We start from the raw sequence: 26,731 nt of genomic DNA, 5'->3' as shown, positions 1-26,731 counted from the left end.
AGAATATTGGATGGAGTTATATGTGCCGGAAGGCGGCCTGGACTCTCGATCTCGATGCGGTTATCGAATATTCGGATATGAATATCGTCAGCGATGCCGTAATCGCGATGGATCACCGCATTGGTGATAATTTCATGGATCGCTTCCCGGGGGTAAACTACAGCGCTCATACCTGAGACTTTTACGGCCTTCGACTCCTGTACGATATCGATAACCTTGTCGATTGTCGCGTATATTTGTGAGTATAGGCAGCCTTCGATGGTTATGGGGTCGAAGGCAAGAGTCTCTCGTGTCCCTTCAAGCTTGGTGGTCTGGTACCTGTATACTTTTATTCCACTACGTTTGGGGAGTGCTGTTTGCGGTTCGTCGGAGAAGAGCAAGACCGCAGCAACTGTGGGCAACCCAGCACGGATAAGAAGCTGCTTCTTAAGCCACGCCTCAGGGTCCACTGTTGGAATCAGATCTATCAAGAACGTTATTACGGCTTCGGAGTTGGTTAGGAATTCTACCGGATAGGAAATGGTTTCAGTTTCAAAAGAGCTGATTCCTTTGGTTCGTTTCAGAACTTCGATCTCGTCTTGAGAGGTCAGCGGTAGATTCTGGGCCCCGCGACGCTTATAGATCTTTCCGTCGCTCGCCTTCTTGATTGACGAAGATTTGTCGATCTCAATATGTAGGACAAGGCCTGGATAGGATGATGATGCGGACCTGAGAAACTCGTACCGGTGTTCGCCGCTCAGGGGAAACACGCTTTCGAGCGCCTGAATGTGACCGTTGGCCGCTTCAACGCTTTCGAAACCTTCCCAACGGTGGGGCGGCTGTCGATCCTGCCCCTCGGCGATGCCGACGAACAGCTCACCGCCGTCAGCGTTGGCGAACGCAGCGAGGGTCTTCGTCAACTTGCCGGGTGACACTGCTGTCGCCTTCACATCTGCGAAGTGACCCTCATCGATGCGGATGGCCTTGGCCACGTCGTCGTTCGTCACGTCCACGATCTCGATCGTCATACGTAAAGTCTAGGGCGGCAACGTAAGTAATCACGGTCGTGGCTTGCGGAGGCTAGGTCTCCGTGGCTTGTACGGCCAACGCACTGGGTCCAGGTGGTGGTCCGGCTACGCAACTCTGTCGAGTTCAGATTCGATGTGTAGGCAGCGCCCGTTTCGCTGCTGGTGGGGGTTGCTGTGTCCGGTGGGCTTGGGCCGGCCCGCGCCTGGTCAACGAAAATCGGGGTGTTTGACCTCGACTTGAACGACGAACACCCGGCGTAGACACGACGCGTGTGCGCCGAGACTCTGCACCATGCCGGGCCGGCCATCGCGCCCGTCCGGCTCCGCGAGCCCGACTCGAACGTAGTCCCACGACTCCGCGGCCGCGGGGTCACCGCAGACACAGCAGACGTATCGAGTTTCGTGCCCTTTCACGAGCGAGACAGTACCTGACCTCTCGTTTCGCTGTTGATCCGTGAGCACCGAGGGTTCCTTTCCCAATCCATCGGAACCACAGCACATTCGGTCTCATCCGTGGCGCCGGTCGACTTGACGAGCGAGGCAGAGGTTTGTCGGGCTTCGGAGTTCCGCAGCGGAGCGGCGTCTGCGAAGAAGTGGGCAGTGCTTGCATCGCTGCGCTGGTAGCGACTCCGCCGAGGCGCCCCACCCGATGTGCGGGTGGGGCCCAGTCGTTTCGCCCGCGCGGTGCGATGGCCGACTCGACGGCGCGGTGAAAATTCTTTCGGCTGCGGCGATGAGTTTTCCGGACCGCCTCCGTCCGAACTGGTGACCGCGCCACCAACCCGGCGCGACCGACCAAGAAGGAACAAGAAAATGACCGCCATCACCGCCACTCAGACCACCGCCGCCGTCCGTCCGGGCAAGATCCGCAACCGTGTGTTGTGGACCCTGCAGATCGTGCTCGGTCTGTTCTTCATCATCGCCTCCGGCGGGCCGAAGCTCGTCATCCCGCAGACCCTGATGGAAAACAACGCCACCGCCTTCTCGATCCCGTTGGCGCTGCTGGTCTTCATCGGTCTCGCCGAGGTCGCGGGCGGGATCGGACTGATGGTGCCCCGACTGACCGCGGCCGCCGCGATCGGCCTGGCGATCGTCACCTTCCTCGCCGCCGGCTTCAACGCGTTCCTGGCCGGCACCCCGGAACTGGCTCCGTTCCCGCTGGCGCTCACTGCGATCTTCGCCTGGATCGCCTACGAGCGCCGGGCCTCGATCAGCGCCCTGCGCGCGCTGCTCGAGCGATGATCCGCGCATAACGACCGGCTACCGGCGGCACCCAGCCGCCGGTAGCCGCATTGTGCGTTACGGGACAGTCCGGTCGGGTTGGTCGGGCTGTCCCATCGCCAGTCGCGGGGCACGTCGCCGGATCGGGCCGCCCACCGCGCGACACCCGAATCATGTGATGACAGCTTTGGTTTCGCGGCGGGCGTTGTGGTGCCCCAGCCGATGCGCGAGCCTGTGCGGTGCGCGGGCGAGTCCTGCTCATCGCTCCTTCGGCACCGTCATGGGAGCTGATACAGAATGTTGAGCGCGGCAGTCGATCTCATGCCGGGTTGGATCCATATGCGGCGGCGCGTCGGAGCCTTCCGGTCAATGGTCGGCGACCGGGGTGTTCTGGCAGAAGGTGAGCAGCCAGCGGCCTTCCTCTTTGGTCATGCCGTACAGCGGTGTGCCCTGGGACCGAAGTTCGCCGCTGTGGTTGAAGTACTGCTGGCGGACCTTGACCGCGGCCACGTCCGGTCGGATGAAGCGAATGAAGAAGGGCTCGTAGGTGGCGTAGCCATCCTTGGTTGCGCCCGGCAGTACGGCGCGGGTGAACTCGGAGATTTCGGAGAGCCCGTTGAGGAATTTGCCGGCGCCGGTGGTCCAGATGGCATCGGGGTGAAACAGCGCGAGGAAGGCGTCGGCGTCTTCGGTGCGCTGTGCCTTGTCCACCGCAGCGACGACGGCGTGGATGGCGGCGATATCTTCGGTCCGGCCGGGCTCTGTGGTTGTCATGCCACCATCTTCGAACCTCGACGCCACTCGAGGTCAATATCACGATCGTCATTTCCGCCCCCCGCTGCCGCGAAAGAATCTGCAGACCAGTGTGTTCGCCGGCAAAAGTCGCGACCGTTGGCGAATCGAGCGATCAGCGGATACTCGACGTCCCCGTAGGCGAGTTTCGTTTCGATGTCCGAGAAGGAGTGACCGAAGCGGCGCGGCCGGAAGGCCACGGGGTGGGCTCGCCGGTATCCCCGAAGTCCTTGTGTCCCATCGGTTTCGGTGGTCGGGACGCGTGGCTCTCCGCGGTGGCCGATGTAATGGTTGGGCTGGTGCGAGTCTGGGAGCAGACTGAGCCCCGTCCGGTTGCCGGGCGGGGCTCAGTCGATGTGCGGGTGGTTCGGGGTCTTGCGCCGGCCTCTTTGCGGTATGTGATCGGGCAGCACGGCAGGCGGTTCCGGGGCTGACCGGGCGCAAGGTGCACGCCCGCTACTGCCGGCCGCTCGGTCCGGCGGGCCGGGTGCAGCGCAGCCGATGCTTCGTCGTGCCGTATCGGTATCCGAATCCGCGAGCTGTCAGTTCTCCGATACCAGGGCGACGATGTCCTCGGTGCGTACGATTCGCCCGCGCGCTCCCCAATTGCCTTCCGGTACTTCGTTGATGTGCACCCACGCGGTACCGGCGTCGGCGAATCGGGCGGGTTCGTCGTCGGCGTCGGCGAGCACGCGGGTGACCCGTTCGACGATGTCGGTGCGCTTGTCGTCGTTCATCGAGCCGGCTGGAACACCCACTCGCACCACGTATTTCGGCTTTTCTCCGGCGGGCAGCCGGCGACCGCCCACGAACCAGGCATCGATCTCGTTGATCACCAGCCAGGAGATGGCGCGGGCGGTCTCGGTGTCCGGCGCTCCTTCGGCCAGCATCACCTCGGAGACCAGGCGCTCACCAATTTTCTGCTGCTGCTCCTGATCCAGTGAGCCCTTGGGGACGAACAATTCCACGAACGGCATCGGAGGGTCCTTTCATTGAACTAACGAGGTTTCGAGGCTATCCCGATTAAGTTCAATGAAGCAACCCTCTACACTGGGAAGATGCAACGAACCAGCTTCGCCGAGATGCACTGCTCGATCGGGCAGGCGTTGGAGCTCATCGGGGAGTGGTGGACACCGTTGATCGTCCGCGACCTCTATCTGGGCGTGAACCGGTTCGACGACATCGCCGAAAACCTCGGTATCTCACGCAATCTGCTGACCGGAAGGCTCGATGCGCTCGTCGAGAACGGCATCGCGGAGCGGCGGGTCTACCGGGAGCGACCGCTGCGGCACGAGTACCACCTCACCCCCGCGGGACAGGACCTGGTTCCGGTGCTGATGGCGCTGATGGCGTGGGGCGACAAGTGGGCGACCCCACCGGGCGGGCCGCCGATGCGGTTGGTCCACAAGGGTTGTGGCGGTGCGTTCACCCCGCAGGTTTGCTGCTCGGCATGCGGGGAGCCGGTTGCCGGTTCCGACGTGACCCCCTTGTCGGGTCCGGGTGCCGCGGCCGGGCCGGGTACGTGGGTGCTGGCCCGGCGGGCCGGGTCGGCAGACGATTAGCCTGTGATATCGCTGTCGGTCAGATGCGGAGGGCCGTGCGAACGAGGTCGGCGACGGCTTTGGATCTGCTGTGCGGCGGCCAGGCGACGACGGTCGTGACTGCCGGTGCGTCCGGTACCGGCACGGCGGCATGGCCCGCGCGGAGGTGGGTCCGGACGGACTCGGGCATGACCGCACAGGTCCGGCCGAGCGCGATCAACTGGGTCAGCTGCGTGTGGTCGCGAACCTGCGGGCCGGGACCGTCGGGGTAGCTCCCGTCGGGTCGAGGCCAGCGCGGCAGCGGCAGATCCGTCAGGGCGGAGACTTCGGCCATGGACAGCTGGGACCGCGTGGCCAGCGGATGCCCCGCGGGCAGGACCACGACCTGCTGTTCGGTGTGCAGGTCCTCGGTATCGAATCCGGCCGTCGAGTCGAAGGGCCGGTGGAGCAGGGCAACGTCGGCGCGGCCGTCGCGCAGGAGTCTTTCCTGTTCGCCGGGCCCGCACAGCATCACCTCGACGGGGGCGGCGTCCGGTTCGGCGGCGTACGCGTCCAGCAGCTTCGACAACAATTCGCTGGATGCGCCGGCCTTCGTGGCCAGCACGATGCCCGGCCGGTCGGCGGCCGCGCGGCGGGTGCGGCGCTCGGCGGCGTCGACCGCGTCGAGCGCGGCCCGGGCCTCCCGCAACAGCACCGATCCGGCCTCGGTCAACGTGATCCCGCGCGACGTGCGGTGCAGCAATTCCACTCCGAGCCGCCGTTCGAGCTGCTGGATCGCCCGAGACAGGGGTGGTTGTGCCATCGCGAGCCGCTGTGCCGCCCGGCCGAAGTGCAACTCCTCGGCGACGGCGACGAAGTATCGCAACTCCCGAGTCTCCACTGAGGCATCGTATCCGGCGCTGACCGCGGCCGATACCCGTGCGGTATGGCTGGGCACCGGGTCGGTCTTGGACGCGGCAGCCGAGGCCGGTTCAGGATCGACGGTATGAGTGCACAGACGATCGCGTTGGTGACCGGCGCGAACAAAGGAATCGGATACGAGATCGCGGCGGGCTTGGGGGCCCTCGGCTGGCGAATCGGTGTCGGCGCGCGGGATGCACATCGGCGCGACACCGCGGTGGAGAAGCTTCGTGCGACCGGAATCGATGCGTTCGGGGTACCGCTCGACGTAACCGACGACGCGAGTGTGGCCGCCGCGGCCGAACTTGTCGCCGACCGGGCCGGCGGCCTCGACGTCCTCGTCAACAATGCCGCGATCACCGGCGGTATGCCGCAGGCGCCCACCACGGTCGACCCCGCGACCGTACGAGCGGCCGTGGAAACCAACGTGATCGGCGTCATCCGCGTCACCAACGCGATGCTGCCCATGCTGCGCCGCTCGCCATCACCGCGGATCGTGAACATGTCCAGCAGCGTCGGCTCCCTCACCCTGCAGACCACGCCCGGTTCCGAGACCGGCCCCCTCTCCGCCGCCTACTCACCGTCGAAGTCCTTCCTCAACGCGGTCACCATCCAATACGCAAAAGAACTGAGCGACACCAACATTCTGATCAACTGCGGCTGCCCCGGTTTCACCGCCACCGACCTCAACGGCCACCGTGGCTACCGCACCCCGCAGCAGGGCGCGGCGATCGCGATTCACCTCGCGACCCTCCCCGACGACGGACCGACCGGCGGATTCTTCGACGACGCCGGAACAGTGCCTTGGTGACAGGCGCATTCGCGATGGCCGATTCGGTCCGGACCTGGCCCGGCGAGGGTATGGCACGTGGTTGCCGGTGATATCGAGTCGGCAACCGCTCGCCTCGGTGCTCACTGGTGGACGGTCGTTCCTGCGATGATCTACGCCGGAGCGAACAGGTCCAGCGCGGCAGGTGGTGTGTCGAACACGAGGAGACGGCAATGACGCAGCACAGCGATGGGTTCGGAGGCGGCACGAGTCGGGCGGTCCGACTCGAATCGTTCGGCGGCCCAGAGATACTCACTGTCCAGGATGTGCCCGAACCCGAGGCCGGCGACGGGCAGATCCGCGTCCGAGTGGCGGCGGCCGGCCTGAACCCGATGGACTGGCTCATGACCGCGGACGCCGAGACGGCGGCGAGGTTCGGCCTGAGCCTGCCCGCCGGATTCGGAACCGACTACGCCGGAGTGGTCGACCGGGTCGGCGCGGGCGTGACCGGCTATGCGGTCGGGGACCGGGTGTTCGGGGCGGCTCTGTCCCGAGCGCTCGCCGATTTCGTGGTGGTCGAGGCGAACGGGAACATCACCAGTGGCGTCGCGCATCACACGCCGGACGGGGTGGACGATCGCACCGCCGCCACGCTCTCGATCGCGGGCAGTACCGCTGCCGCCGCTCTCGACGTCCTCGACCTCGGTCCGGAGGACACGGTGCTGGTCGGTGGCGCGGGCGGCGGGGTGGGGGTGTTCGCCGTCCAGCTGGCTCGGATCGCGGGTGCGCGAGTCATCGGTACCGGCTCGCCGTCGACTGCGGAGTATCTGCGAAGCCTCGGCGCCGAACCGGTCGCCTACGGCGACGGACTGGCCGCGCGGGTCCGCGATCTCGATGCGGGACCGGTCACCGCGGCACTCGATCTGCACGGGGTGGAAACGGTATATGCCGCCCGTGAGCTAGGAGTACCGGACAGTCGGATCTGCACCATCGCGGCGGTGGTCGACGGGGTCTCGGCCGCCAACGGGGCCAACGCCGCACCGGACGCGCTCGACACCATCGCGAGCCTCGTCGCGGACGGCCGGCTGCGGGTACCGATCGCCGCGGCCTTTCCGGTTGACGACATCCGCGCGGCAGTCGAACTGCAGGCGTCGCGACACGTCCGAGGCAAGGTCGTGGTCGATCTCCGACCTCGGGACTGAGCGCCGGCGCGGCCGATGACGACGCGCCGGCGGTAGCAGGCGGATGGGATCAGGCCGTCGCGTCGAGCACGAGCACGACCGATGTCGCGGCCGAGGAGACGAGGAAGAGCGTGGCTCCCAGCAGGTTTCGATCGCCGCTGCGGAGGTGGACGCCGATCGCGCCGGCGAAGTAGAGCACCAGCCCGAACGCGGCGGCGATCGCGAGGGGTGGGAACCCGATGCCGCAGACGAGGCCGACCGCCGCCGCGATCTGCAGGCTGCCGAGCACGGTGAGCTGGGTCGTGGTGAGGTGCACCGCTTCGGCGAATCGGCGCAACCACTCCGGGCGCGTGAACTTCGTCGTTGCGGAGTGGAGCATCGCCAGAGCGAGCAGGACGGAGAGGATCACAGCTGCGATATGCATGCCGGCAACGCTAGGAATCCGAAAGGTACCTTTTGGTAACCTTCGGACGGTGAGCCCCCCTGCCGGAATCATGTTCATGTCCGACTGTCCGGCGCGTACGGCGATCGAGGTCATCGCGAACAAGTGGTCCGTGGTCACCCTGTATGCGCTCGGTGACGGCCCCAAGCGGCACAGCGAACTCGTCGCTCTGTCCGGCGGAATCTCCCGGAAGGTGCTGACTCAGACCCTGCGCCGGCTGGAGCGCAACGGCCTCGTCGATCGGCGTCGCTACGCCGAGGCGCCGCCACGGGTGGAATACAGTCTGACCCCGCTCGGCCGGACGCTCCACGAGCCGATTTCGATGCTGACCGAATGGGCGCGGGCGCACGGGGAAGAACTCCTCGACGTCCAGGAAGCCTTGTCGGCCGATCAAGCCGGCTGATCCGCTCCCCGCGACCCGGCGCGGGATGCGGCAGAATCGGGCGATGCGGTTGGTACGGGGTGTCGGGGCGCGCCTACGCGGGGGAGCGGTTCGGGTTTCGCGGTGGTCGGGCCGGATGAGATTGTCGCTGGCGGTCGCCTCGGCGGTGGTGGCCGGAGCGGCGCTCGCCGCGATCGCGGAAACGGTTCTGATTCTGGTCTTCCATCCGGGGCGGGCCGGCGGTAGCCCGATCGATGTCACCAAGCTCGCCTTCACGGTGGTCGGCGGGGTCGGCGGTGTCGTCGCGCTGGTCATCGCCTATCGCCGTCAGCGCGATCTCGAGCAGGGGCGGTTCGTCGAGCGGTTCGGTGCTGCCGCAGCGCAACTCGGGGCGACGGATGTCGCGGTGCGGATCGCGGGCGTATATGCGATGGCCGGTGTCGCCGACGAGTCGGAGGGGTTGCGGCGGCAACAATGTATCGACGTGCTGTGCGGATATCTGCGCCTGCCGGTTCCGCCCGAAGCGGGGGTCGGTCATCTGACCAAGGAGATTGTCAAACATCCTGCGGCCGAGGACTATCCGGAGCGTGAACAGCATCTCGAATATCGTCAGAACGACAGTGAGGTCCGCAAGACCATCGTTCGGGTGCTCGCTGCGCATCTGCGTCGCGGTACCGCGTATCGCTGGTCGGACAACGACTTCGATCTGAGCGGCGCACGTCTGGAGGATGCGGATTTCCGGGGCGCCGAATTCTTTGGCGAGGTTTCGTTCCGGCGCGCCACATTCTCGGGTGATACGTCCTTCGAGAATGCGGTATTCGCGGCCGACGTATCCTTCCAGCGCGCGCGGTTCGAGGCCGAGGCTTCGTTTCGCGGCGCGAACTTCCTGTCCTCGGTGTCCTTCGAGACTGCGGTGTTCTCCGGATACGCCTCCTTCGAGGGTGCGACCATGCGCGCCGACGCATCGTTTCGGCGGTCCGAATTCGGCGGTGCGGCATGGTTTCAGGGCGCGACCTTCACCGGTCCGGCCGGGTTCCAGGCCGCGGTCTTCTGCGCCAACACCTCGTTCGAGGGGGCCGCGTTCTCGGCCCGGGTCTCGTTCCGCAGCGCCGTCTTCGCCGACAACGCATGGTTCCAGGGTGCTTGCTTCCCCGGTGGGCTGTCGTTCCGGAACGCCGCCTTTCGTGCTCGCGCGGCATTCCAGGACGCCGCATTCGAGGCCGAAACCTCCTTCGAGGGAGTCGATTTCGGTTCCGCAGTCGTATCGTTCGCGTCGCCGCGTCGATGGGGCCCACCGTCACCACTGTTCGACTGGGGCAGCGACGCCGCCGGCAAGCCGGGCAATATCGAACCGCTCGAATGGCCACCCACCGCCCCGGTCGGAGTGCGGTAGTGTCCGTGCGGCCCGTGAGTCAGCCGGCCACCGGTTCGCCGAGCGCGGCCAGTACTGCCGAAGTGTCGTGATAGTACGGGCGGAATTCGGTGATCAGACCGTCACGGAAACCGATCCATTGCAGCAGCGAGGTTTCCAGGACATGGCCGGTGCGGCGGGCTCGTAGCCGGCCGCGACTGTGCACGACAACACGATCGCCGTCGATGACGAAACGCTGGTCGTCGAACCACAACCCGTCCCAGCTTTCGCCCATGGCGGCGATGAATTCTCGAAATCCGTGGTGGCCGTGCCATTGTCCGCCGTAGGGCAGGCTGTGCGCTTGATACATGACGACATCGGGCGCCAGATGGCGAGCCATTCGGTCGAATCCGGTTCCCGCGGTGAGGTATTCGGCCTCGGCGGCGTAGAAGGCGTGCAGCGTCGTCATCGGGTCGGCGGTCATGGTCCAGATTCTGGTGGTCGATCTCGTCCGCAGCTGGCGGAAATTCGACGCCGCAGTGCTCGTTCGAGTGCCGGGGCCGGTCGATCCGTGCCGGGATCGGCAGCGGCGAGTGGACTACGCTGGTCCCTCGACTATTCCGAACGACATGGGGGGAATCGGGCCGATGAATGATCCTGCGCCGCAGTGGAAGAGGCAATCACCGCCGCCAGGCCGGCGTCCACCGCAGGCGCTGGTCGATGCGGCGGCGGCGAATCCCGGGGGATCGGTGGTCGACATCGATCCGGCCTGGGTCGACGATCCGAACGGTTTCGTGCCGCCCGGCGCCGTGCGCGGGCGATATGAGGTCGATGAACGGGGCGGGTTGACCGGGGCGTATCACCGAAATCCGCATCACACCGCTCCGCGCGACGACGTCGGGAAGTTGCTCGCCGAGAATTGCCTGCCGTTGCTGCTGATGGGGACGGACCCGGGCGCCGCCCTGCGCGCGGAGATCCTGCGGACATTGACCGCGCAGATCGAGGGAACTCGGGTGGACTGGATCTGGGTGCACGACACGCCACGGCACCAGATCGCGGGAAAGCCCAAGGCGGACGGGTATCTGACGGTGAGCCGGGCCGCGTTGGGCGTGCCGTTCGCACTGTCGGTCCGGGCGCCCGGGCGGCGTCGCGAGGTGCTGGCGGGCACGTTCACCTGGATCTGGGCCGGACTCGATCAGCCCGATCCGAGTCAGCGGGTGTGGTTGGACCTGGGGATGTCCGCGGATTGGGCTCAGGACCAGTTCCCGTCCCGAATGTTCGAGGTCTAGCTCGCGCGGACCGAGCCGCGCGTCGCATGGCGGCTCAGTGGAACGGGATCGACGGGGTCGCCGTGAGGTAATCGCCGTGCTCGATGTCGGCGAGCAGGCCGGGGTGGGTGGGTACCCAGCCGAGCAACTCGCGGGTGTGGGAACTCGAGACGGGTGCGTCCGTGCCGTAGAAACGCGCCAGCGCGGGGCTGGAAAAGTGAACGGCCGCCTCGTCGGGTGTCAGCGAGGCTGTGGGCAGGCCGAGACCGCGGGCGATCACCTCCGCGATGCTGCGCAGTGTGATCGCGCTTTCGGCGACACCGTGCAGCATGCTTCCCGCGGGGGCCTGCTCGAGCGCCGCCCGGAACAACTTCGCCGCATCGAGTCGGTGAACCGCCGGCCATCGGTTCGCGCCGTCGCCGATGTACGCGGAGACGCCGGTCTTTCGCGCGGTGGCGATGAGCATCGGAATGAACCCGTAGTCGCCCGGGCCATGGACCGTCGGGGCCAGGCGGACGACACTCGCGCGTACTCCGCGCTCGGCGAAGCTCGAACACATTCGCTCACCCGGGATCCGGAATGCGGCGGCGCCCGCCGCATCGGGCTCGTCCTGTTCGGTGGTGAGCCGGCCGGTCGGCATCACCAGCGTTCCCGACGTGCTGACCAGAGGTTTCCCGGAACCTTCCAGAGCGCGGCCGAGGGTTTCGATCGCGGTGCGGTCGCGTCGCATCATCGCCTCGGGATCGCTGAAGTCGCCGCCGAAGGCCATGTGCACGACACCGTCGGCAGCCGCGGCCCCGCGGCGGAGGCTCTCCGGATCGTCGAGGGAACCGCGGTGCGGAACCGCGCCCAGGGCCTTCAGCTTGGCGGCCGCGGCGTCCGAGCGGGCCAGCCCGGTGACGTGATGTCCGGCCGCGATGAGCTCGCTGACGACAGCGGGCCCGGTCTGTCCGGAACCGCCGGTGACGAAGACGTGCATGAATCTCTCCCAAACGAGGGTCGGGTGGCGGCGCCCAACGTAGCGCCAGTTACTGACATTAACCCATAGTGTCAGTAACTGTCACTATGGGTTGCGTCAGTTACTGACCGATGAGGTAGATTCGACGAATGCCGCGGAGTGGGAAGCAGGCGCGCCGCCGCCTGCAAGAGGCCGCGCTCGAGCTGTACCGGGACCGTGGCTACGACCGGACCACGACCGCGGAGATCGCCGCCCGCGCCGGGGTCACCGAGCGCACCTTCTTTCGGCACTTTCCCGACAAGCGGGAGGTCCTCTTCGGAAACGAAGCCGAGATCCGCGTCCTGCTGACCGATGCGGTCCGCACGGCCCCCGCCGGCCTCTCACCCCTGGACGTCCTGCTGCACGCCTTTCGTGCGGCCGGACGGATCATCGCCGAACAGCGTTCGTTCTCCGTGCCGCGGTCCGAGGTCATCGCGGCCACGCCGGCGCTGCGCGAACGCGAGCTGGCCAAATTCGCCTTGCTCACCGAGGCGCTGGCGACGGCGCTGCGGGAGCGCGGCGTCGCCGACCGGTCGGCCGGCCTCGCTGCCCGAACCGGCTGGGCGGCCTTCGAACAGGCGACCGCGGAGTGGATGCGTGACCCGTCGGTCGACGTCGACGAACACCTCGACCGCGCATTCGCGGATCTGCGCGCCCTCGCCACCCCCGTCTGAGCGCCTGCGGCCACCGTTGCTCAGGCCACCTCTGTACTGCCGGGTTGTGGTTCGACCGCTCACCCCCGCAGACTGGGGGAATTACCGGCAACCATGTACAAAAAATTCTGATATGGCATAGAGTCCCAGGTAGATATGGTCTACGGATCGTCGGCTCGATATCTTTCACGGCCTGAGAGAGTTGTGTAGCGAGTAGTCCGCAAATCCCGTGGTCGCCCGAACGGCCGGAAAGGAACGGCGGATGGGCACCGTGATCGGCAGAACTCTCCCCCTGGCCGTGGCGATCGCGGTGAGCCCGCTGCCGATCATCGTGGCGGTCCTGATCCTGGTCTCCGGGCAGGCGCGCACCAAGAGCGTCGGATATCTCGTCGGACGAATCTGCGGGTTCGCCGTGGTCGTCACCGTGGTGGCGCTGCTGGTGGGCGCGACTTCCGGTGGAGATGTCCTCCCGCAGCATCCGTCGACCGCGGCCTCGATCCTGCGAATCTGCTTCGGCTGCGCGCTGATCGCGGTCCCGGTGGGGTTGTGGCGACGGCGCGCGGGCCGGGAGCGCGGCCCGAACCGGGCGCTCCAGCGGGTCGAGCGGGTCACCCCCGCGGGTGCGTTCGGGATCGGTCTCGCGCTCGTGGTGTTGGACGTCAGCACGCTGGTTCCCGGGATCATGGGCGGGCTCGATATCGGCGAGGCCAGGCTCTCGGCGGCCCGGGCGGTCGGAGCGGGCGCGATATTCCTGGCGGTCGCCCTCGCTTCGTGTATCGCCCCGATCGGTGCCTATCTGATCGCGGGCGACCGACTCGACGGACCGCTCGCCGCGGCCAAGACCTGGCTCGTCGCCAACGACCGCACGGTGATGACGGTGCTGGCGACCGTGGTGGGCGCGTTGCTGATCGGCCGGGGGATCGAGGCCCTGACGACGCCCGGCGGGTAGCCGCGTTTCACTGCTGCCCGGTATCCCATGCGGGCCCGGCCAGCACACCCGGATATGTGGCGAGCAGGGTGACGAGGGCCGTCGGGAGCCGTCGGTCCCAGGCGGTGCCGTCGGTCACCCGCAGCACGTCGTCGACGTAGTCCAGGGTGACAGCGCCGGTCACGTTGTCGCGCCAGCGGATTCGCCGCGGCATCCGGGCGAGGTCACCGTCGCCACCGCCGAGGAAGATCGAGGCGATCATCAACGCCGCGATGGCGGCCTGGATCGGAAAGAACAACCACCACACGAACCACCAGCCGGCCTGGCCCTTGTGGCCCACCATGGGCTCGCGCCCGACCGGCGTGATCGTCCAGCGGGTACGGAACCGTCCCCCTCGGCACCCCGGTTCCCGCATGACGGTGCCGATCGGTTCGCCTGCGCCACCGGTGATTTCGAAGACGGCCGGCCCCCAGCGCGTGCTGGTCCTGGTGGCGACCCGGGCGAAGACACGCTGCCGCGACGAGTCGGTCCACAGTACGAAGGCACGGCCGCCACGCTTGCGCAGCGCACGGTATTCGGCGAAGCCGTTCGCCGGCATATCGCGCTCGACATACACGGGATCCGGTGCCGGCCCGGTGTTCTCGTTCGCGTGCCGGCCGACGCCCTCGAAGATCCGGTATACCGAACCCCGGCCGTTCGATGGAAACCCGACCGCAGGCCGCATCGACAGCTGAATCACAACCCCCACCTCCCGGGCGAACCCTGGATCCGACGAACGGCGACGACCCTACCGCCCGGATCGACGGGACCGAGTGGGGCCCTACCGCCCTCGGGCGACCGCGATGTCGCGGTGCTGTCGAGTTATACTCCGCCGAACCCGCGATAGGGATGCAGCGGAATCACGGTGAACTCCGAAACGCCCGCCGCGGCCATGGGGAGTTCGGCGACGATCGCGTGTGCCCGATCGGCGTCCTCGGCTTCGATCGTGAAGCAGGCGCCGGCGACATCACCGCGCAACCAGATCTGGCGGACCACACCGTCGAGGTAGAGCTTGCGGACATGGTCGGTCTCAGCGGGTAGCACCCGCTCGAAATCGGCGTCGGTGAACTCCTCGGTACGGCGGCGGCTCAGCACCATGAACTGCATTCTGACTCCGTCTGCTCGTCGGACTGTCGGGCCGTTCTGTCGGGCCATTGTCTCGCTGCCGACGACTGTGCGACTGCCCATCGCTGGGGTGCGAGAATGTGAAACCATCTATCTCACCGTTGACCGGGTTCGTGGGCATGCCTACAGTGATCGGGACCCGATCCGGCGCGCGGCGAGTGGTCTCGTGCCGAGGGCAAACCCGCTGTCCCGCACGGAGGTTCGAATGCACGACACGCGTCGGTACGTGGTGATCGGTGGCGGTCTGGCGGGCCTGGCGGCGACCGTGTGGCTGGCCGAGGCCAGCAAGCGGGTGACCCTGTTGGAGCGCCGGGCACGCCTGGGTGGGCGCACCCAGGCGATGACGGTGCCCGAGGTCGACGATGTGCCCGACAACGGGCAGCATGTGATCGCCAGCGGTTACCACCACCTGTTCCGCTACCTGCGCAGCGTCGGCACCGAACGGTATCTGGAATTTCCCGGCAGCGGCACGCTGCGCTGGCCCGGTGGCCGGGCAACGGCATTGCACACCAAGGGATTACGCGCGTTCGGCACGCTGTTCGGCGCGCATCCGGACGCCGGCCCGCTCGAACGCCTCGCCGCGGCCCGTGCGACGATCCGGTTGGGCCGGCAGTGCCTGTTCCAGCCCGACGATCTGGCCGACATCACCACCGAGCAGTGGTTCGAGCGAGTGGGTATGCCGGCGAAAGCACGGACCGCGCTGTGGGATTGGCTCGCGCTCGGCATCGCCGCCGAGCCGGTGCAGCGCGAATGCGCGAAGGTCTTCGCCGACGTGCTGGCGACCGGAATCCGGCTGGGAATTCGGGATCGGCGCGCGGTCACCATCGGCTACCCCACGGTCGATCTCGACACGCTCTTCGTCACCGGCGCGGAGGAGGTCTTCCGCAGGCACGGGGTGGAGGTGCGCTTCCGCGCGGTGGCGGATCGGGTGCGGATCGAGAACGGCCCTGTCACCGCCGTCGAACTGGCCGACGGCGGTACCGTCCCCGCCGATGCGGTGATCTGCGCGGTGCCCAATTCGCGGATCCGCGGTCTGCTCGACGAGCTGCCCGAGCATGCCGAAATCTACGCCGCCGCAGATAAATTGGGCTCGACTCCGATCGTCAGCACCAACCTGTACCTGGATCGGCCACTCGGTACCCGCAGCGCCATGGAGGCGATCATCGGCGGAACCGGAGTGATCGACGAGGTGTTCGACCGGCAGCGCATGCACGGGCGGAAACCGAACGGGACCTGGCTGTACTGCCTGACCACCAGCGGCGCCTACGAGCAGATTCACAAGAACAGCGAGGACATCGTCGCCGAGCAGACGGCCTTGCTGCGCCGCTACTACCCGGAGGCCGCCGACGCGCGGGTGGTGAACGGCCATGTCGTCAAAATGCCGAAGGCGACCTTTTCGCAGGCGCTCGGCACCGCCGGGCTCCGTCCCGGTCAGCGCACCTCGGTACCGACCCTGCTGCTCGCCGGGGACTGGACCCGCACCGACTGGTCGGCGACGATGGAAAGCGCGGTTCAGAGCGCTGCCCTCGCGGTGGCGGCCCTGCTGGAACTTCCCCCGGCACCCCCGCGGGACCGACCGCGCAGTCGCCGATCAGGGGCCTCGTAGCCGGTCCAGGAAGGCGCGGGCGATGTCGAGGTGGTCGTCGGTCAGCCCGGTATGGCGGTCGACCGGAACGAGCAGGGTCGGCGCCCCCGTGTCGGTGCGGCGATCGGCCCAGCTCTGGTCGGCCGGTTGGAATTCGTCGTCGAACCAGCACAGCGGCCGTCGCCGGGCCCAGCGGTCGATGGTCGGCAACTTGCCGTGGTGGCCGTCGCGATGCCGAATTCCGGTGTCCTCGAAGATGATCACCTCGAGCGGCGGCAATCCCAGGACCGGAGCGATCACGGTGTTCGCCGCGTATTCCCAGGCGGTGGCCCAGACGAGTTCGGCGTCGGTGGTCTCGGCCAGATCCAGTAGCCGGCGGCCCAGGCCGGTATTGAGCAGCACCTGCTGTTCGATCGGCGGAATCGCGGCGATGATGCTGTGCTGCAGGACATATGGGCGATATCCGTGCGGTGGTGGTGACGCCGGCCGGGGGTAGGGGTTGAGCGGACCGTCGATGTCGAGCAGGATCGCCGCGCGCGCTGCTTCGGTCATGCCGCCCTCCCCGGTCGTTGCACCCAGGCTACGACGCCGGGCGACGGCGATTCGGCCGCTCCGGCAACGGTTTCGTGTCGACCCGATAACCGGATGTGGACGGTCGTGGCTCGCCCGCCCGGCGGAACGCGACGCGCCGAGCGACACGCGGTCGAGGGCGTGGAATTTACGTCGCACCTGCAGCGTCGACAGCACACGTTCGGTTATCGTTCATCTCACTGTCCGATGCTGCTGCCGGCGCGCCAGGACTGGTCGTCGATCCGGAGCGTTGTGGCCGGTGTGACGATCGTTCGACGTGTCCGGAGTCCGTCCCGAAAGATCGAGGGAACGTGCCTGCACCCGTCATCCTGACCGGCCGCCTCGTGCGGCTGGAACCTTTGGCACCGCACCATGTTCCGGGGCTCGCCGAGGCGAGCGCCGTGGATCGCGATGCGTTCGCGTTCACTCCCGTCCCGCAGGGCCCGGTCGAGACGGCGGACTACATCGCCCAGGCCGCGGCCGCCCACGCGGTGGGGTCCGCGCTGGCGTTCGCCATCGTGTCGATCGCCGACAACCGGGTGCTGGGTTCGACCCGGTTCTGCCGGTTCGACTACTGGCAGGGCCCGATGGTCTGGCCGATCGTGCACGGTATGCCGACCGGAGATCCGCTGTTGGCCGTACCGGATGCGGCGGAGATCGGCAACACCTGGCTCTCGCCCCGGGCCCGCGGCTCCGGCGTCAATCTGGAGTCGAAGCTGCTGCTGCTCGAACACGCCTTCGACGTGTGGCGGGTGCGTCGCATCGCGATGCGCGCCGATATGCGAAATGTGCGCTCGCGCATGGCGATCGAACGTCTCGGCGCGACCAGCGACGGGGTGCGGCGGGCGCATTCGCGCGGGCTGGACGGGACCGTACGGAGTACGGCGTTCTATTCGATCCTGGACGAGGAGTGGCCGGCCGTGCGGGCCCGGATCACCGCCGAACTGGCCGGACTCCCGCGGCTGATGAACGCCTGACCGAGTAGCACTCAGCAACCGGATAGCGAATTCCGGATGTCGCGGCCCGATCCGGGCTCCTATAATTTCGGGGGTAACGGTCGGCCGCGGAGGAGATCGGTCCGAGTCGGGTAACTCGGCGGTCGGCAAGCTTCGGACCTCGTATCCGCGCGTTCACGGGAGGGTCGACGGCCCTCCCCGCCAGGAGTCCGCATGACCGACCCGGTGATTTCCCTCCAGCCCATCCCCGCGCCTCGGCTACCTCGCGATCGAAGCCATATCCGAATCTGCCTGACCGATTCCGCGCAGGATCCGATGGTGAGTCTGTTCGTCGTCCCGGAGCCCCGGGTGCGCGGCGCGTACATGCTGCATCTGCTCGAACAGGCGCCGGTCTCGGACGGTCCGCATCCGGACCCCGATCTGACCGAGGCGCTGGAATCGCGCACCCTGCCGGGCGCCGGCATCCGGCTGCTGCCGGGGGTCGCCCGGCATCCGGACGAGCGGGGGCTGCGCCACATCTTCCACGATCACTACATCGCCGACGGCCCGCTCGGGCTCGACGTCTGTGATCCCGCGGAGATGGCGCGACTGGCCCAGCTACCCGAGCGGCCGATCGGACCGCGCCGGATCGACGATTTCGCCGACGACTCGGTACGCCGGGCGATGCTGGCGGTGTTCCGCTATTTCGGTGTGGACCAACGAATTCCGCTGATGTACCACGGCTATGCCGATCCGGGCGGCCGCTGGCTCGCGGTACGGACCGCACTGGCCTGAACGTTCATCCGGCGGTGACGAAACCCTGCTGAACCAGCCAGTCCCGTGCGACGGTGGCCGGTTCGGCGCCGTCGACGTCGACCCTGCGATTCAGTTCGGTGATCGTCTCGTTGGTGAGCAGCCGGGAGATCGGTGCCATCACCTGAATCACCTGTGGATGCGCGTCGGCGAAGGATTTCCGCATCACCAGGGCCGCATTGTATTTGGGGAAGAAGTCGAGGTCGTCTTCGAGCTGCACCAGGTGGAGGGCCTTGGTCCGGCCGTCGGTGGCGGTGACGTCGCCGAATCGGCAGGTGCCGTTCGCGGTGGCCGAGTACACCAGGGAATCCTGCATGATCTGCTTGTGCACCCGATTCGGGTCGATGCCGTATTTGCGAGCCATTCCGGGAAACCCGTCCTGCCGCACGCTGAATTCGGTTCCCAGACAGGTAGGTCCGGCACTGGGATCGGAGTTCACCAGGCGGGCGTAATCGGAAATCGTGCGCGCGCCGGTGCGGGCGGCGTTGTCGGCGCTGGTCACCATCGTGTAGGTGTTGTTCATCGGCGCCGGATCCGCCCACACCATGGCGTGACCGGCCAGGTCCGCATCGCGCACCGCCTCGAATTGCGCGGTGGAATCCGGAATCGGAACCTCGTTGCCCAGGTAGTTGATCCAGCCGGTTCCGGTGTAGTCGTAGGCGATATCGACCTGGCCGTGCAGCTGCGCATCGCGCAGGCTGTTCGACCCGGTGATATTGGTCAGATCCCGCACCTGGGCCCCGGCCGCGGTGAGCGCGAATTCGATGAGGTAGCCGAGAATGTTCTGTTCGGTGAAATCCTTGGACCCCACCGTGATCGGCACCCCCTCGAGTGCGGCGATCGGCCTGATACTGCCCGGCCCGACCGGCAGCGGCACCGCGCCGCCGGCCTCCAGGCCGCAGGCGGCGACGGCACCGGTCAGCAGCATCGCGGCCGTGGTGGCAGCCAAGCGGCGCATCCCGCGCAGCCGCGGCGCTCGGCTCATCGCAACCCCCGGGGTTCGAGGAAGCGTTCGGCGAGCGCGCCCAGCCAGTCCACCAGCAGGGCCAGTGCCACCGCGAGGATCGCACCCACCCAGAGAGTTACGTTGTCGCGCAACTTGTATCCGGTGTCGATGAGGATGCCCAGACCACCGGCGCTGACCAGAAACGACAACGTCGCGGTGCCGACCGCCAGGACCAGGGAGGTGCGCAGGCCGGCCAGGATATAGGGCACGGCGAGGGGAAATTCGATGCGCCGCAACACCGTCAGCGCCGACATGCCCTGGCCGCGACCGGCGTCGACCACGGCGGGATCGACTTGCTGATAACCCAGAATCGTGTTGCGCAGCACCGGAAGCAGCGCGTAGAAGGCGATCGGTGCGACACCGACCCAGAAGCCGGTCCGTTCGGTCCACAGATAGGTCAGCACGATGAGCCCGATCGCCGGCGCGGCCGCACCGATATTCGCGATGCCGACCACCAGCGGGGTCAGCCGCCGATACCGCGGCCGAGTCAGCAAGGTGCCCAACGGAACCGAGACCAGCACCACGATCACCACCACGGTCGCGGTGATCGCCACATGCTGACGGACCACCGTGACGATGTCGGCGGCATTGATACTGGCCTGCTGCGTGGCGGTCAGGGTGCGGTCGAAGGCCCAAACCAGCACCCCGGCCGCCAGCGCCAGCGCCAGCACCGGCTGGGCGAACAGCCGGATCCGATCGGCGCGGCGCTCGTGCCGGCTCACCGGGCTCACGACTGCCCGCCCGAATCGGCCCCGGTGGCACGGTGTTCCGCTCGCATACCGGCCAAATGCGCGACCAGGGTGTCGACCGACACCAGGCCCAGGTACGCGCCGCGGGAGTCGGTGACGACCGCGGTGGCGGTACTCTCCGCGAGCAGCGACTCCAGGGCCGCCTGCAGGGTCGCGTCCGCCGTCACGGTCCCGGTGACCGGCACGCCCGCCTCCCGCAGTGAAACCGCCCGGGCGAGTTGCGGTTCGGACACCCAGCGCAACGGGCGGCGGTCGGAATCCAGAATCAGCCCCCACTGTCGATGGGGGCCGGCCAGCGCGGAGCGCAGGGCGGCGACCGGTTCGTCCTCGGTGGCGGTGACGCAGTCCCGCAAGGCGACATCGGCCACCCGGACCAGGGTCAGCTGTTTGAGCGCCGCGTCCGCGCCGACGAATCCGGCCACGGTCTCGTCGGCCGGGTCGGCGAGGATCGCGGCCGGCGTGTCGTACTGCAGAATGCGGGAGTGGTTGCCCAGCACGGCGATCCGGTCCCCGAGTTTGACCGCCTCGTTGAAATCGTGGGTCACGAACACGATCGTTTTGTGCAGTTCGGTCTGCAGCCGCAACAGCTCGTCCTGCAGCAGGCCGCGGGTGATCGGGTCGACCGCGCCGAAGGGCTCGTCCATCAACAGCACCGGCGGATCGGCGGCCAGCGCCCGGGCGACCCCGACCCGTTGTTGCTGACCGCCGGACAGTTGCCGCGGATACCGGCTCCGGAAGGTGTCCGGATCCAGCCCGACCAGCTCCAGCATTTCGTCGACCCGCGCGCTCACCCGCTTGCGGTCCCAACCGAGCAGTCCGGGGACGGTGGCGATATTGCGCGCCACGGTCATATGGGGAAAGAGTCCGGACTGCTGGATCGAGTAGCCGATGCGGCGGCGCAGCTTATCCGGATTCACCGCCGTCACATCGCGTCCGGCGATGGTGATGGTGCCGGAGGTGGGCTCGATCAGCCGATTGATCATCCGCATGGTGGTGGTCTTCCCGCAGCCCGAGGGCCCGACGAAGACCACGATCTCGCCGGCGGGGATGGTCAGCGAGATCCGGTCGACCGCCGGATCACGTTGTCCGGGATAGTGTTTGGTCACCGAGTCGAGCACGATCTCCGCCGGTGGATGCTCGGTGTGGATGGTCGCGGTATCAGTCACGGATTCCCCTCGCGGTGGTGAGCCTGCCGACCAGCACCAGAGCGGCGTCGAGCAGGAGGGCCAGCACGATGATCAGCACGGTGCCGGTGAGGGCCTGCGGCACGGCGGTCGGGCTGCCCAGTCGCGCCAGTCCGGTGAAGATGAGGTTGCCCAGGCCGGGGCCCTTCGCGTACGCGGCCATGGCCAGGATGCCCATACTCATCTGGGTGCTGACCCGCATGCCGGCGAGAATCGACGGCCAGGCCAGCGGCAATTCGATCCGCGTCAGAATGCGCAGGCGATTCATCCCCACTCCGCGCGCGGCATCCGACACCGCCGAATCCACCGATGCCAGCCCGATGATGGTGTTGCGCAGGATCGGCAGCAGGGCATAGAGGACCAGTGCCGCCACCGTCGGTCGCACACCCAGGCCGAGGACGGGTATCAACAGCCCCAGCAGTGCGAACGAGGGCACGGTCAAGATGATGCTGGCGGCGGCCGTGGCCGCGGCGGAACCCCACGGGCTGCGGAATACGGCGATGCCGAGCAGGACCGCCACGGCGGTGGCGATGAGCACCGACTGCACGACCGCGGACACATGGAGGTACGAATCGGTGAGCAGCTGCCGGCGATGATCCACCACGAAGGTCCACAGGGTATCCACCGGCGACGTCCTCCCAGAGCTCGGCGGCGTGCGTGCAGTCTATCGATCCGCCGGATCGGGCGCAGGCGACCAGCCGCGATCCATCGCGCTCGATTCCGCTCGGGAACCTTCCCGTCCGATCGCGCGTCCTAGCTATCAGGGAGGCCGACAACCGGTCGGGGACGGAGGAATTCATGGGTGTCGCGCAGGGGCGGGACGTCCGGTGGACGCGCTGGTTGTTGCCGGTGGCCCTGGTGGTGGTCGGCGTGCTCGCGGCGGGGGTGGTGGTCGGGCTGCCGTGGTGGCGGGATCGGACCGCGGCGATCGCCGGGGAGCGGCTCGAGGCCTTCCCGGACGTCGATGCGGCCGAGCTCGATCCGGCTCGGGACCGCGTCGTCACGGTATTGCGCACCGAATATGCGGATCCCGGCAACGGGCACAAATACGCACAGGGCGTGGATGAGCCATGGTGCGCCGATTTCGTGAGCTGGGTGCTGCGCGAAGCCGGGCACCCGCTGTCGAATCCGAATTCCGGATCGTGGCGAATTCCCGGCGTGGCGACCCTGCAGGAGTATTACGAAGTGAGCGGGCGATTCGCGGCGGTGGACTCCGGATACCGGCCGCGCCCCGGTGATGTCGTGATCTACGCGCCGGGCAGTCCGTTCGGTCAGCACACCAACTTCGTCATCGCCGCGAGCGACCGTTCGCTGACGACGATCGGCGGGAACGAGCGCGGCGCCGTGCGAATTCACCGCTACGACCCGGCAACGATCAGCGGTATCGTCGGGTTCGGCCACATGTGAAACGTTTTCGTCCAGTGGTGGGCGACCACGATTCGGTGGGGGAGGTGTCGCGACGCCGGACCCTACGATGTACCCGGCGGCGCCCGGCAGCGCCGTCGTCTGCGGTCCCCGTCCTGCTGTCCCCTCATCCGCAGGACGGGGATCTGCGTGTGTAGGTGATCGCGTGTGTAGGTGATCGTTGGCGAGGAGTGGGAGTACATGGCACAGCCCGGCGCGCACGACGGAACCGAATGGATCGACTACTCCGAGTTCGGCGAACGCTTCGTCGTACACGCGGTCAATCGCGACCGGATCGAGGCCGCGGTGTCGGGTATGGCCGGGCGGGGAATGAGTATCGGGCCGTTCTCGATCGGTCCGGCCGGCCTGGCCGGCCTGGTGGCCGAGGGCAAGGTCGGCAAGCCGGTCATCGCCCGCAGCGAACCGCACGTGACCTTCGAGGTCCGGGTGCCGGTATCGATGCACCTCACGGTGACTCTGGGTGGTCAGCAGTTTCGGATCGAAGCGACCGTCGAGATCGACCTGACCTTGCACGCGCGCACCGCCGACCCGCTGCTGATCGTGATCGACATCCCCCGGGTGCGTTCGCGGGACGTGAGTTTCGCGGTCCGGGCCGAGGCCGTCGGTGCGGCGGTCGACGTCCTGCTCGACCCGATCGCCTCGCTGGTTCGGCGCGAGGTCGCGAGCCGGCTCAACGCCATGCTCGCCGATCCGGCGGCCCGGCGCGGCCGGGTCTTCGATATCGAGGCGATCATGAACGGGACCCGGTCCGAGCATGTGGCGCGCGCGGAATTCGAGTGGATCGACTATGGCGAGTTCGGGCGGCGGTTCTTCCCGTTGATCGTGACCGCCGACCGGGTGCGCGACGTGGTCGAGGGGTTGGCCGGGCGCGTGATCGAGGTGGGCCCGATCCGTACCGGCCCGGGCGATGCGGCGACCGTCGAGGTGTCCGGAACCGTGCGGATGCCCCGGTTGTCGCGGCGGACGGGCGATGCCCCGGTGTCGTTCGATCTGATGATCCCGGTGGGTCTCGACATCACCGTCGACGTGCTCAAGGCCAATCGCTACCGCGCCGAGGTGGAGGTATCGCTCGTGCTGGTGGCCCGTGCCGCCGACCCGCTGCTGATCGTCGTCGACGTGACGCCACCACGCAGCGGTGATGTCAGCGTCGAACTGCAGGCCGAAGGGTGGCGGGCCAAGGTGCTGGGATCGGTCGGCAAGATTCGGCAGCAGATCGCCGCGCAGGTCGCCCAGGTGATCCGTGGTGAACTGGCCGATCCGCGCGGCCGCACGATCGACGTGGCCGCCCGCATCGACGCGGCCATCTCCTGACCTGTTACCTCTGGTGTTCATGTGACGTGGTTGGTCTAGCGGTTCACATGTGGGTGTGGTGAAATGAGTCCACGTTCGAGGCTTCCGGCGCGTGGATGACAGGCGTTGTCGTCGGGGAAGGCGCGCCGGGCAAGCTGGCATTTCCACCGGTCCGCGGGGTGGCCGGCAGCAGGTGAGATCTCTATATCGCTGTAGCGCGAAGGAGTTTTCGATGCGTTCCGTTCCGATGTCCCGCCGCACCCTCTTCGGATATGCCGGCGCCGCCGTGACGGCCGCCGGTCTGGCCGCAGTCGCCCCGGCGGCCGTCGCGCCCCGCGCGGTCGCCGACAAGGGCCTCGGCACTCTGCTCGACTACGCCGGCGGCGTGCCCGACGCCGCGGCGATCCGTGCGGCCGGCCATGCCGGCGCGATTCGCTACGTCTCCGACCGCCGTCCCGGCGCGGAGTGGATGGCGGGAAAACCGTTGCGCGCGAGTGAGGTCGACGCGCTGCACGCCGCCGGGCTCACGGTGGTGTCGTGCTACCAGTTCGGCAAGGGTGCCACCGCGGACTGGAAAGGCGGGCTCGAAGCCGGCAAGCGCCACGCCGACCGGGGACTGCAGCTGCACCGGGAGGCGGGCGGTCCGGACGGTGTCCCGATCTACGCGTCGATCGACGACAATCCGACGCCGGTGGACTTCGCGACGCTGATCGCCCCGTATCTGGAGGGCTGGAAGTCGGTGCTCGGCAACGAGAACGTCGGGGTCTACGCCAACGCGCCGACCATCGAACTGGCCCACGTGGCCGGCCTGGGTTCCTGGTATTGGCAACACAATTGGGGCACGCCCAAGGGATTCGTGCACCCGGCCGCGAATCTGCACCAGATCGAGATCGACGAGCGCTCGGTCGACGGTGTGGGGGTGGACGTCAACACCATCCTTACCCCCGAATACGGCCAGTGGTGAGCCGCGGCCCTCGACCTATGTCTGGCAGTGGCAGGTCGGGTCGGCGAGCAGGTCGGGCTCGTCCGGCACGACCGTGAGCCTGGGCCGCGCCTCCGGGGCGTCGCGCACGCCCATCCACGACAGCAGCGACCACCGCGACAGGCCGGAGAACGCGGAACCGAGGCTGAAGAACGATCCGGCCGATCCCACCGACAGCACCGATCCGACGCTGCCGATGGAGAGGATGGAGTAGGCCGAACCGATCGAGAGGATCGAGCGCTCGGAACGGATCGACAGGATCGAGCGATGGGATCGCGTGGACAGGACCGAACGATAGGACCGTCGCGACATCACCGAGCGGCGTGATCGTCCGCGCCGGGCGGAGACGCCGGTGTCCGGAGCGAGTGGTGCAGACCGTTCGAGCTGATCGACAGTCGACATACCTAGCGGTCTACCACAGTCGTGCGGCTGCCACGGCACATTGACGGCAAACGGCCCGGAGTGTCGCGTTCGCGAACTCCGGGCCGAAATCGGTGGCCGGTGACGGCCGCCGTGGGGATCAGTGCTGCGGTTGTGCCACCGCGGCGGGCTGGGTGGCGGCGCCGGCGGGGGCCTGCGGTGCGACGTGTGCGGCCGGGACCGCGGCGGGCTCCGGCGCGACATGGGCCGCCGCCTGCGAGTCGCCGGGAGCGACCGTGAACAGACCCAGGGTGGGCAGGAACGAGCAGGTGATCGGGGCCTGATCGGCGGCCGGCTGGGTCGTGAGCGACCCGGCGATCACGGAGACCACGCGGCCCGGGCCGGTGTCGACGATGGCCGAGAGGGTGGCCGGACCGTCGGGGTTGATGTGCGCCTCGTCGGTCAGTGCCACGGTGCCGCCGCGGTGGTTGTCCAGGTTGTACCACTGCACGGTCATCGGCGGGTTCTGCTGCGGGGTCAGGCCTTTGGTGCCCAGCGCGGTGAAGACGAAGCCGGCCTGCCCGGCGGCCGGGCCGGGCGGGGGCAGTTCGGCCGGGCCGGGGACGGCCAGTGCGGTGCCGACCGAGTCGGCGCCCGGGCCGATGCAGTTCTTCCCGATGGTCGGGTACAGGAACTGCGCGATCGCCGGACCGTTCTTCGGGATGTCGGGACCGCCGCCGCCGCTGCCGTCGAGGAAGGCGACGATGGCCTGCAGCGTCTGCTTCACCTGCGGCGGCAGGCCCGCGCGGTCGAGCAGTTGGATGGCCTGGTCGAGGATGGTCTGAGCGCCCGGCGAGGCGATATTGCCCGCCTGGGCGGCGGCGCCGACGATGGCCGGTGCCAGCGACGCGATCGCGTCGACCGGAACGCCCTCCGGAACCAGCGGAACATCGGCCGCCGAGGGCTTGGGTGCCGGTTCGGCAACCGCGGTCGTCGACGCGGCGAGTGTCGCGCCGGCTGTCAGGGCCAGCACGGACAATGCGAACCGCGTTCCTCTGGTGCGAAGCACTGGTGTTGCCGTCCTTAACCTCGGGGTTACCTCGTCATCGATGCGAGAACATCGGGCGATGCGGGCATCGCTTCGCGACACTCTAAAGACAGTGCCGCCGTGTTGTACAGCCGTGGGGTGATCTTGCCCGCACTGCTCGAGAATTCCGATCACCACGCCCGGCGAGT

The 26,731-nt window shown here is 67.7% G+C and carries 30 protein-coding genes and 1 pseudogene; 15 read left to right on the top strand and 16 right to left on the bottom strand.

All coding sequences use genetic code 11. The features are described 5' to 3' along the window. On the bottom strand, window positions 1-1,007 hold a 1,007-nt coding region (locus ON37_RS20870), incomplete at its 3' end, for an RNA/DNA-binding domain-containing protein (RefSeq protein ID WP_040721597.1). Between the two features lie 813 nt (window positions 1,008-1,820). On the opposite strand from ON37_RS20870, the gene ON37_RS20865 reads away from it, so the two are divergent. Next, the gene (locus tag ON37_RS20865; RefSeq protein WP_040721596.1) at window positions 1,821-2,249 is read left to right on the top strand and encodes a DoxX family protein; all 429 of its coding nucleotides are present in this window, start codon (window positions 1,821-1,823) and stop codon (window positions 2,247-2,249) included. Window positions 2,250-2,594: 345 nt separating this feature from the next. Here the strand turns inward: ON37_RS20865 and ON37_RS20860 are convergent, their stop codons facing one another. Continuing rightward, on the bottom strand, window positions 2,595-3,002 hold the full coding sequence (locus ON37_RS20860; RefSeq protein ID WP_040721595.1) for an SgcJ/EcaC family oxidoreductase: 408 nt from the start codon (window positions 3,000-3,002) through the stop codon (window positions 2,595-2,597). A 560-nt stretch (window positions 3,003-3,562) separates the two neighbouring features. Next, the gene (locus tag ON37_RS20855) at window positions 3,563-3,997 is read right to left on the bottom strand and encodes a tautomerase family protein (RefSeq protein WP_040721594.1); all 435 of its coding nucleotides are present in this window, start codon (window positions 3,995-3,997) and stop codon (window positions 3,563-3,565) included. Window positions 3,998-4,078: 81 nt separating this feature from the next. On the opposite strand from ON37_RS20855, the gene ON37_RS20850 reads away from it, so the two are divergent. Beyond that, the gene (locus tag ON37_RS20850; protein ID WP_040721593.1) at window positions 4,079-4,582 is read left to right on the top strand and encodes a winged helix-turn-helix transcriptional regulator; all 504 of its coding nucleotides are present in this window, start codon (window positions 4,079-4,081) and stop codon (window positions 4,580-4,582) included. Window positions 4,583-4,601: 19 nt separating this feature from the next. Here ON37_RS20850 and ON37_RS20845 read toward each other — a convergent pair whose 3' ends face one another. Further along, window positions 4,602-5,441 carry a LysR family transcriptional regulator gene (locus ON37_RS20845; protein WP_040721627.1) on the bottom strand — a complete coding sequence of 280 codons (840 nt, stop codon included), beginning with the start codon at window positions 5,439-5,441 and terminating at the stop codon, window positions 4,602-4,604. Between the two features lie 105 nt (window positions 5,442-5,546). On the opposite strand from ON37_RS20845, the gene ON37_RS20840 reads away from it, so the two are divergent. Further along, window positions 5,547-6,272, top strand: a complete 726-nt coding sequence (locus ON37_RS20840) for an SDR family oxidoreductase (protein ID WP_040721592.1) — start codon at window positions 5,547-5,549, stop codon at window positions 6,270-6,272. A 191-nt stretch (window positions 6,273-6,463) separates the two neighbouring features. Then, window positions 6,464-7,432: an NADP-dependent oxidoreductase gene (locus tag ON37_RS20835; protein WP_040721591.1), complete on the top strand. Its 969-nt coding sequence runs from the start codon at window positions 6,464-6,466 to the stop codon at window positions 7,430-7,432. Window positions 7,433-7,481: 49 nt separating this feature from the next. Here the strand turns inward: ON37_RS20835 and ON37_RS20830 are convergent, their stop codons facing one another. Continuing rightward, on the bottom strand, window positions 7,482-7,835 hold the full coding sequence (locus ON37_RS20830) for a DoxX family protein (protein WP_051031845.1): 354 nt from the start codon (window positions 7,833-7,835) through the stop codon (window positions 7,482-7,484). 49 nt (window positions 7,836-7,884) lie between these two features. Between ON37_RS20830 and ON37_RS20825 the strand changes: the two genes are divergently transcribed. Both ON37_RS20825 and ON37_RS31105 read left to right on the top strand, forming a co-directional pair. Then, entirely contained in the window at window positions 7,885-8,256 is a 372-nt protein-coding gene (locus tag ON37_RS20825) for a winged helix-turn-helix transcriptional regulator (protein WP_245553285.1), read from the top strand. Window positions 8,257-8,371: 115 nt separating this feature from the next. Beyond that, window positions 8,372-9,628: a pentapeptide repeat-containing protein gene (locus tag ON37_RS31105; protein ID WP_051031844.1), complete on the top strand. Its 1,257-nt coding sequence runs from the start codon at window positions 8,372-8,374 to the stop codon at window positions 9,626-9,628. Window positions 9,629-9,647: 19 nt separating this feature from the next. On the opposite strand, the gene ON37_RS20815 is transcribed toward ON37_RS31105, so the two are convergent. Beyond that, window positions 9,648-10,070 carry a nuclear transport factor 2 family protein gene (locus tag ON37_RS20815; RefSeq protein WP_210741353.1) on the bottom strand — a complete coding sequence of 141 codons (423 nt, stop codon included), beginning with the start codon at window positions 10,068-10,070 and terminating at the stop codon, window positions 9,648-9,650. A 163-nt stretch (window positions 10,071-10,233) separates the two neighbouring features. Between ON37_RS20815 and ON37_RS20810 the strand changes: the two genes are divergently transcribed. Beyond that, complete coding sequence (locus ON37_RS20810) at window positions 10,234-10,875, top strand: hypothetical protein (RefSeq protein ID WP_157171526.1); 642 nt, start codon at window positions 10,234-10,236, stop codon at window positions 10,873-10,875. Between the two features lie 34 nt (window positions 10,876-10,909). On the opposite strand, the gene ON37_RS20805 is transcribed toward ON37_RS20810, so the two are convergent. After that, on the bottom strand, window positions 10,910-11,833 hold the full coding sequence (locus ON37_RS20805) for an SDR family oxidoreductase (RefSeq protein WP_040721589.1): 924 nt from the start codon (window positions 11,831-11,833) through the stop codon (window positions 10,910-10,912). Window positions 11,834-11,961: 128 nt separating this feature from the next. Here ON37_RS20805 and ON37_RS20800 point away from each other — a divergent pair, with 128 nt between their 5' ends. Together ON37_RS20800 and ON37_RS20795 are read left to right on the top strand one after the other, a co-directional pair. After that, window positions 11,962-12,525: a TetR/AcrR family transcriptional regulator gene (locus ON37_RS20800; RefSeq protein WP_040721588.1), complete on the top strand. Its 564-nt coding sequence runs from the start codon at window positions 11,962-11,964 to the stop codon at window positions 12,523-12,525. A 241-nt stretch (window positions 12,526-12,766) separates the two neighbouring features. Beyond that, entirely contained in the window at window positions 12,767-13,453 is a 687-nt protein-coding gene (locus ON37_RS20795) for a GAP family protein (protein ID WP_040721587.1), read from the top strand. A 7-nt stretch (window positions 13,454-13,460) separates the two neighbouring features. On the opposite strand, the gene ON37_RS20790 is transcribed toward ON37_RS20795, so the two are convergent. Continuing rightward, entirely contained in the window at window positions 13,461-14,171 is a 711-nt protein-coding gene (locus ON37_RS20790; protein WP_051031842.1) for a hypothetical protein, read from the bottom strand. A 122-nt stretch (window positions 14,172-14,293) separates the two neighbouring features. Further along, window positions 14,294-14,578, bottom strand: a complete 285-nt coding sequence (locus tag ON37_RS20785; RefSeq protein WP_040721586.1) for a muconolactone Delta-isomerase family protein — start codon at window positions 14,576-14,578, stop codon at window positions 14,294-14,296. Window positions 14,579-14,801: 223 nt separating this feature from the next. On the opposite strand from ON37_RS20785, the gene hpnE reads away from it, so the two are divergent. Then, window positions 14,802-16,202: a hydroxysqualene dehydroxylase HpnE gene (hpnE, locus tag ON37_RS20780; RefSeq protein ID WP_051031841.1), complete on the top strand. Its 1,401-nt coding sequence runs from the start codon at window positions 14,802-14,804 to the stop codon at window positions 16,200-16,202. On the opposite strand, the gene ON37_RS31100 is transcribed toward hpnE, so the two are convergent. Next, entirely contained in the window at window positions 16,188-16,733 is a 546-nt protein-coding gene (locus ON37_RS31100) for an HAD domain-containing protein (protein WP_051031840.1), read from the bottom strand. The two genes, hpnE and ON37_RS31100, sit on opposite strands and share 15 nt — an antisense overlap. Before the next feature lie 329 nt (window positions 16,734-17,062). Between ON37_RS31100 and ON37_RS20770 the strand changes: the two genes are divergently transcribed. Together ON37_RS20770 and ON37_RS20765 are read left to right on the top strand one after the other, a co-directional pair. Then, window positions 17,063-17,728: a GNAT family N-acetyltransferase gene (locus ON37_RS20770; RefSeq protein ID WP_040721585.1), complete on the top strand. Its 666-nt coding sequence runs from the start codon at window positions 17,063-17,065 to the stop codon at window positions 17,726-17,728. A 192-nt stretch (window positions 17,729-17,920) separates the two neighbouring features. Beyond that, window positions 17,921-18,481, top strand: coding sequence for a hypothetical protein (locus ON37_RS20765; RefSeq protein WP_040721584.1), 561 nt, complete (start codon window positions 17,921-17,923; stop codon window positions 18,479-18,481). Window positions 18,482-18,485: 4 nt separating this feature from the next. Here the strand turns inward: ON37_RS20765 and ON37_RS20760 are convergent, their stop codons facing one another. The 4 genes from ON37_RS20760 to ON37_RS20745 are packed head-to-tail and all read right to left on the bottom strand — an operon-like array spanning window position 18,486 to window position 22,063. Continuing rightward, window positions 18,486-19,484 (bottom strand): glycine betaine ABC transporter substrate-binding protein, encoded by a 999-nt coding sequence (locus ON37_RS20760; protein ID WP_373282064.1) that lies wholly within the window; start codon window positions 19,482-19,484, stop codon window positions 18,486-18,488. Continuing rightward, window positions 19,481-20,236 (bottom strand): ABC transporter permease, encoded by a 756-nt coding sequence (locus tag ON37_RS20755; RefSeq protein ID WP_040721583.1) that lies wholly within the window; start codon window positions 20,234-20,236, stop codon window positions 19,481-19,483. The genes ON37_RS20760 and ON37_RS20755 overlap by 4 nt, the downstream gene beginning before the upstream one ends. Continuing rightward, the gene (locus tag ON37_RS20750; protein ID WP_051031839.1) at window positions 20,233-21,420 is read right to left on the bottom strand and encodes an ABC transporter ATP-binding protein; all 1,188 of its coding nucleotides are present in this window, start codon (window positions 21,418-21,420) and stop codon (window positions 20,233-20,235) included. The genes ON37_RS20755 and ON37_RS20750 overlap by 4 nt, the downstream gene beginning before the upstream one ends. Continuing rightward, window positions 21,413-22,063, bottom strand: a complete 651-nt coding sequence (locus ON37_RS20745; RefSeq protein ID WP_040721582.1) for an ABC transporter permease — start codon at window positions 22,061-22,063, stop codon at window positions 21,413-21,415. Before ON37_RS20745 ends, ON37_RS20750 begins: the two co-directional genes overlap by 8 nt. Before the next feature lie 173 nt (window positions 22,064-22,236). Between ON37_RS20745 and ON37_RS20740 the strand changes: the two genes are divergently transcribed. The 3 genes from ON37_RS20740 to ON37_RS20730 all read left to right on the top strand — a co-directional run bounded on the left by ON37_RS20740 (window position 22,237) and on the right by ON37_RS20730 (window position 25,117). Continuing rightward, entirely contained in the window at window positions 22,237-22,845 is a 609-nt protein-coding gene (locus ON37_RS20740; protein ID WP_051031838.1) for a CHAP domain-containing protein, read from the top strand. Window positions 22,846-23,043: 198 nt separating this feature from the next. Next, window positions 23,044-24,174, top strand: coding sequence for a hypothetical protein (locus tag ON37_RS20735; RefSeq protein WP_040721581.1), 1,131 nt, complete (start codon window positions 23,044-23,046; stop codon window positions 24,172-24,174). 211 nt (window positions 24,175-24,385) lie between these two features. Continuing rightward, window positions 24,386-25,117 (top strand): DUF1906 domain-containing protein, encoded by a 732-nt coding sequence (locus ON37_RS20730; RefSeq protein ID WP_040721580.1) that lies wholly within the window; start codon window positions 24,386-24,388, stop codon window positions 25,115-25,117. 15 nt (window positions 25,118-25,132) lie between these two features. Here ON37_RS20730 and ON37_RS20725 read toward each other — a convergent pair whose 3' ends face one another. Next, window positions 25,133-25,447: a hypothetical protein gene (locus tag ON37_RS20725; protein ID WP_040721616.1), complete on the bottom strand. Its 315-nt coding sequence runs from the start codon at window positions 25,445-25,447 to the stop codon at window positions 25,133-25,135. A 337-nt stretch (window positions 25,448-25,784) separates the two neighbouring features. After that, window positions 25,785-26,564: pseudogene (locus ON37_RS20720) on the bottom strand (Rv1157c family protein); the annotation flags it as partial. Window positions 26,565-26,731: the final 167 nt, after the last annotated feature.

It is taken from the genome of Nocardia veterana NBRC 100344, from assembly GCF_000308855.1.
Classification (GTDB): domain Bacteria; phylum Actinomycetota; class Actinomycetes; order Mycobacteriales; family Mycobacteriaceae; genus Nocardia; species Nocardia veterana.
This window is presented reverse-complemented; position numbering and strand designations above follow the sequence as displayed.

Coding starts and splice junctions, on each gene's coding strand:
- ON37_RS20815 (WP_210741353.1), bottom strand. CDS start 10,070: ATGACCGCCGACCCGATGACGACGCTGCACGCCTTCTACGCCGCCGAG.
- ON37_RS20850 (WP_040721593.1), top strand. CDS start 4,079: ATGCAACGAACCAGCTTCGCCGAGATGCACTGCTCGATCGGGCAGGCG.
- ON37_RS20760 (WP_373282064.1), bottom strand. CDS start 19,484: ATGAGCCGAGCGCCGCGGCTGCGCGGGATGCGCCGCTTGGCTGCCACC.
- ON37_RS20865 (WP_040721596.1), top strand. CDS start 1,821: ATGACCGCCATCACCGCCACTCAGACCACCGCCGCCGTCCGTCCGGGC.
- ON37_RS20805 (WP_040721589.1), bottom strand. CDS start 11,833: ATGCACGTCTTCGTCACCGGCGGTTCCGGACAGACCGGGCCCGCTGTC.
- ON37_RS20725 (WP_040721616.1), bottom strand. CDS start 25,447: ATGTCGCGACGGTCCTATCGTTCGGTCCTGTCCACGCGATCCCATCGC.
- ON37_RS20860 (WP_040721595.1), bottom strand. CDS start 3,002: ATGACAACCACAGAGCCCGGCCGGACCGAAGATATCGCCGCCATCCAC.
- hpnE (WP_051031841.1), top strand. CDS start 14,802: ATGCACGACACGCGTCGGTACGTGGTGATCGGTGGCGGTCTGGCGGGC.
- ON37_RS20840 (WP_040721592.1), top strand. CDS start 5,547: ATGAGTGCACAGACGATCGCGTTGGTGACCGGCGCGAACAAAGGAATC.
- ON37_RS20855 (WP_040721594.1), bottom strand. CDS start 3,997: ATGCCGTTCGTGGAATTGTTCGTCCCCAAGGGCTCACTGGATCAGGAG.
- ON37_RS20800 (WP_040721588.1), top strand. CDS start 11,962: ATGCCGCGGAGTGGGAAGCAGGCGCGCCGCCGCCTGCAAGAGGCCGCG.
- ON37_RS31105 (WP_051031844.1), top strand. CDS start 8,372: ATGAGATTGTCGCTGGCGGTCGCCTCGGCGGTGGTGGCCGGAGCGGCG.
- ON37_RS20835 (WP_040721591.1), top strand. CDS start 6,464: ATGACGCAGCACAGCGATGGGTTCGGAGGCGGCACGAGTCGGGCGGTC.
- ON37_RS20830 (WP_051031845.1), bottom strand. CDS start 7,835: ATGCATATCGCAGCTGTGATCCTCTCCGTCCTGCTCGCTCTGGCGATG.
- ON37_RS20785 (WP_040721586.1), bottom strand. CDS start 14,578: ATGCAGTTCATGGTGCTGAGCCGCCGCCGTACCGAGGAGTTCACCGAC.
- ON37_RS20730 (WP_040721580.1), top strand. CDS start 24,386: ATGCGTTCCGTTCCGATGTCCCGCCGCACCCTCTTCGGATATGCCGGC.
- ON37_RS20740 (WP_051031838.1), top strand. CDS start 22,237: ATGGGTGTCGCGCAGGGGCGGGACGTCCGGTGGACGCGCTGGTTGTTG.
- ON37_RS31100 (WP_051031840.1), bottom strand. CDS start 16,733: ATGACCGAAGCAGCGCGCGCGGCGATCCTGCTCGACATCGACGGTCCG.
- ON37_RS20735 (WP_040721581.1), top strand. CDS start 23,044: ATGGCACAGCCCGGCGCGCACGACGGAACCGAATGGATCGACTACTCC.
- ON37_RS20765 (WP_040721584.1), top strand. CDS start 17,921: ATGACCGACCCGGTGATTTCCCTCCAGCCCATCCCCGCGCCTCGGCTA.
- ON37_RS20795 (WP_040721587.1), top strand. CDS start 12,767: ATGGGCACCGTGATCGGCAGAACTCTCCCCCTGGCCGTGGCGATCGCG.
- ON37_RS20810 (WP_157171526.1), top strand. CDS start 10,234: ATGAATGATCCTGCGCCGCAGTGGAAGAGGCAATCACCGCCGCCAGGC.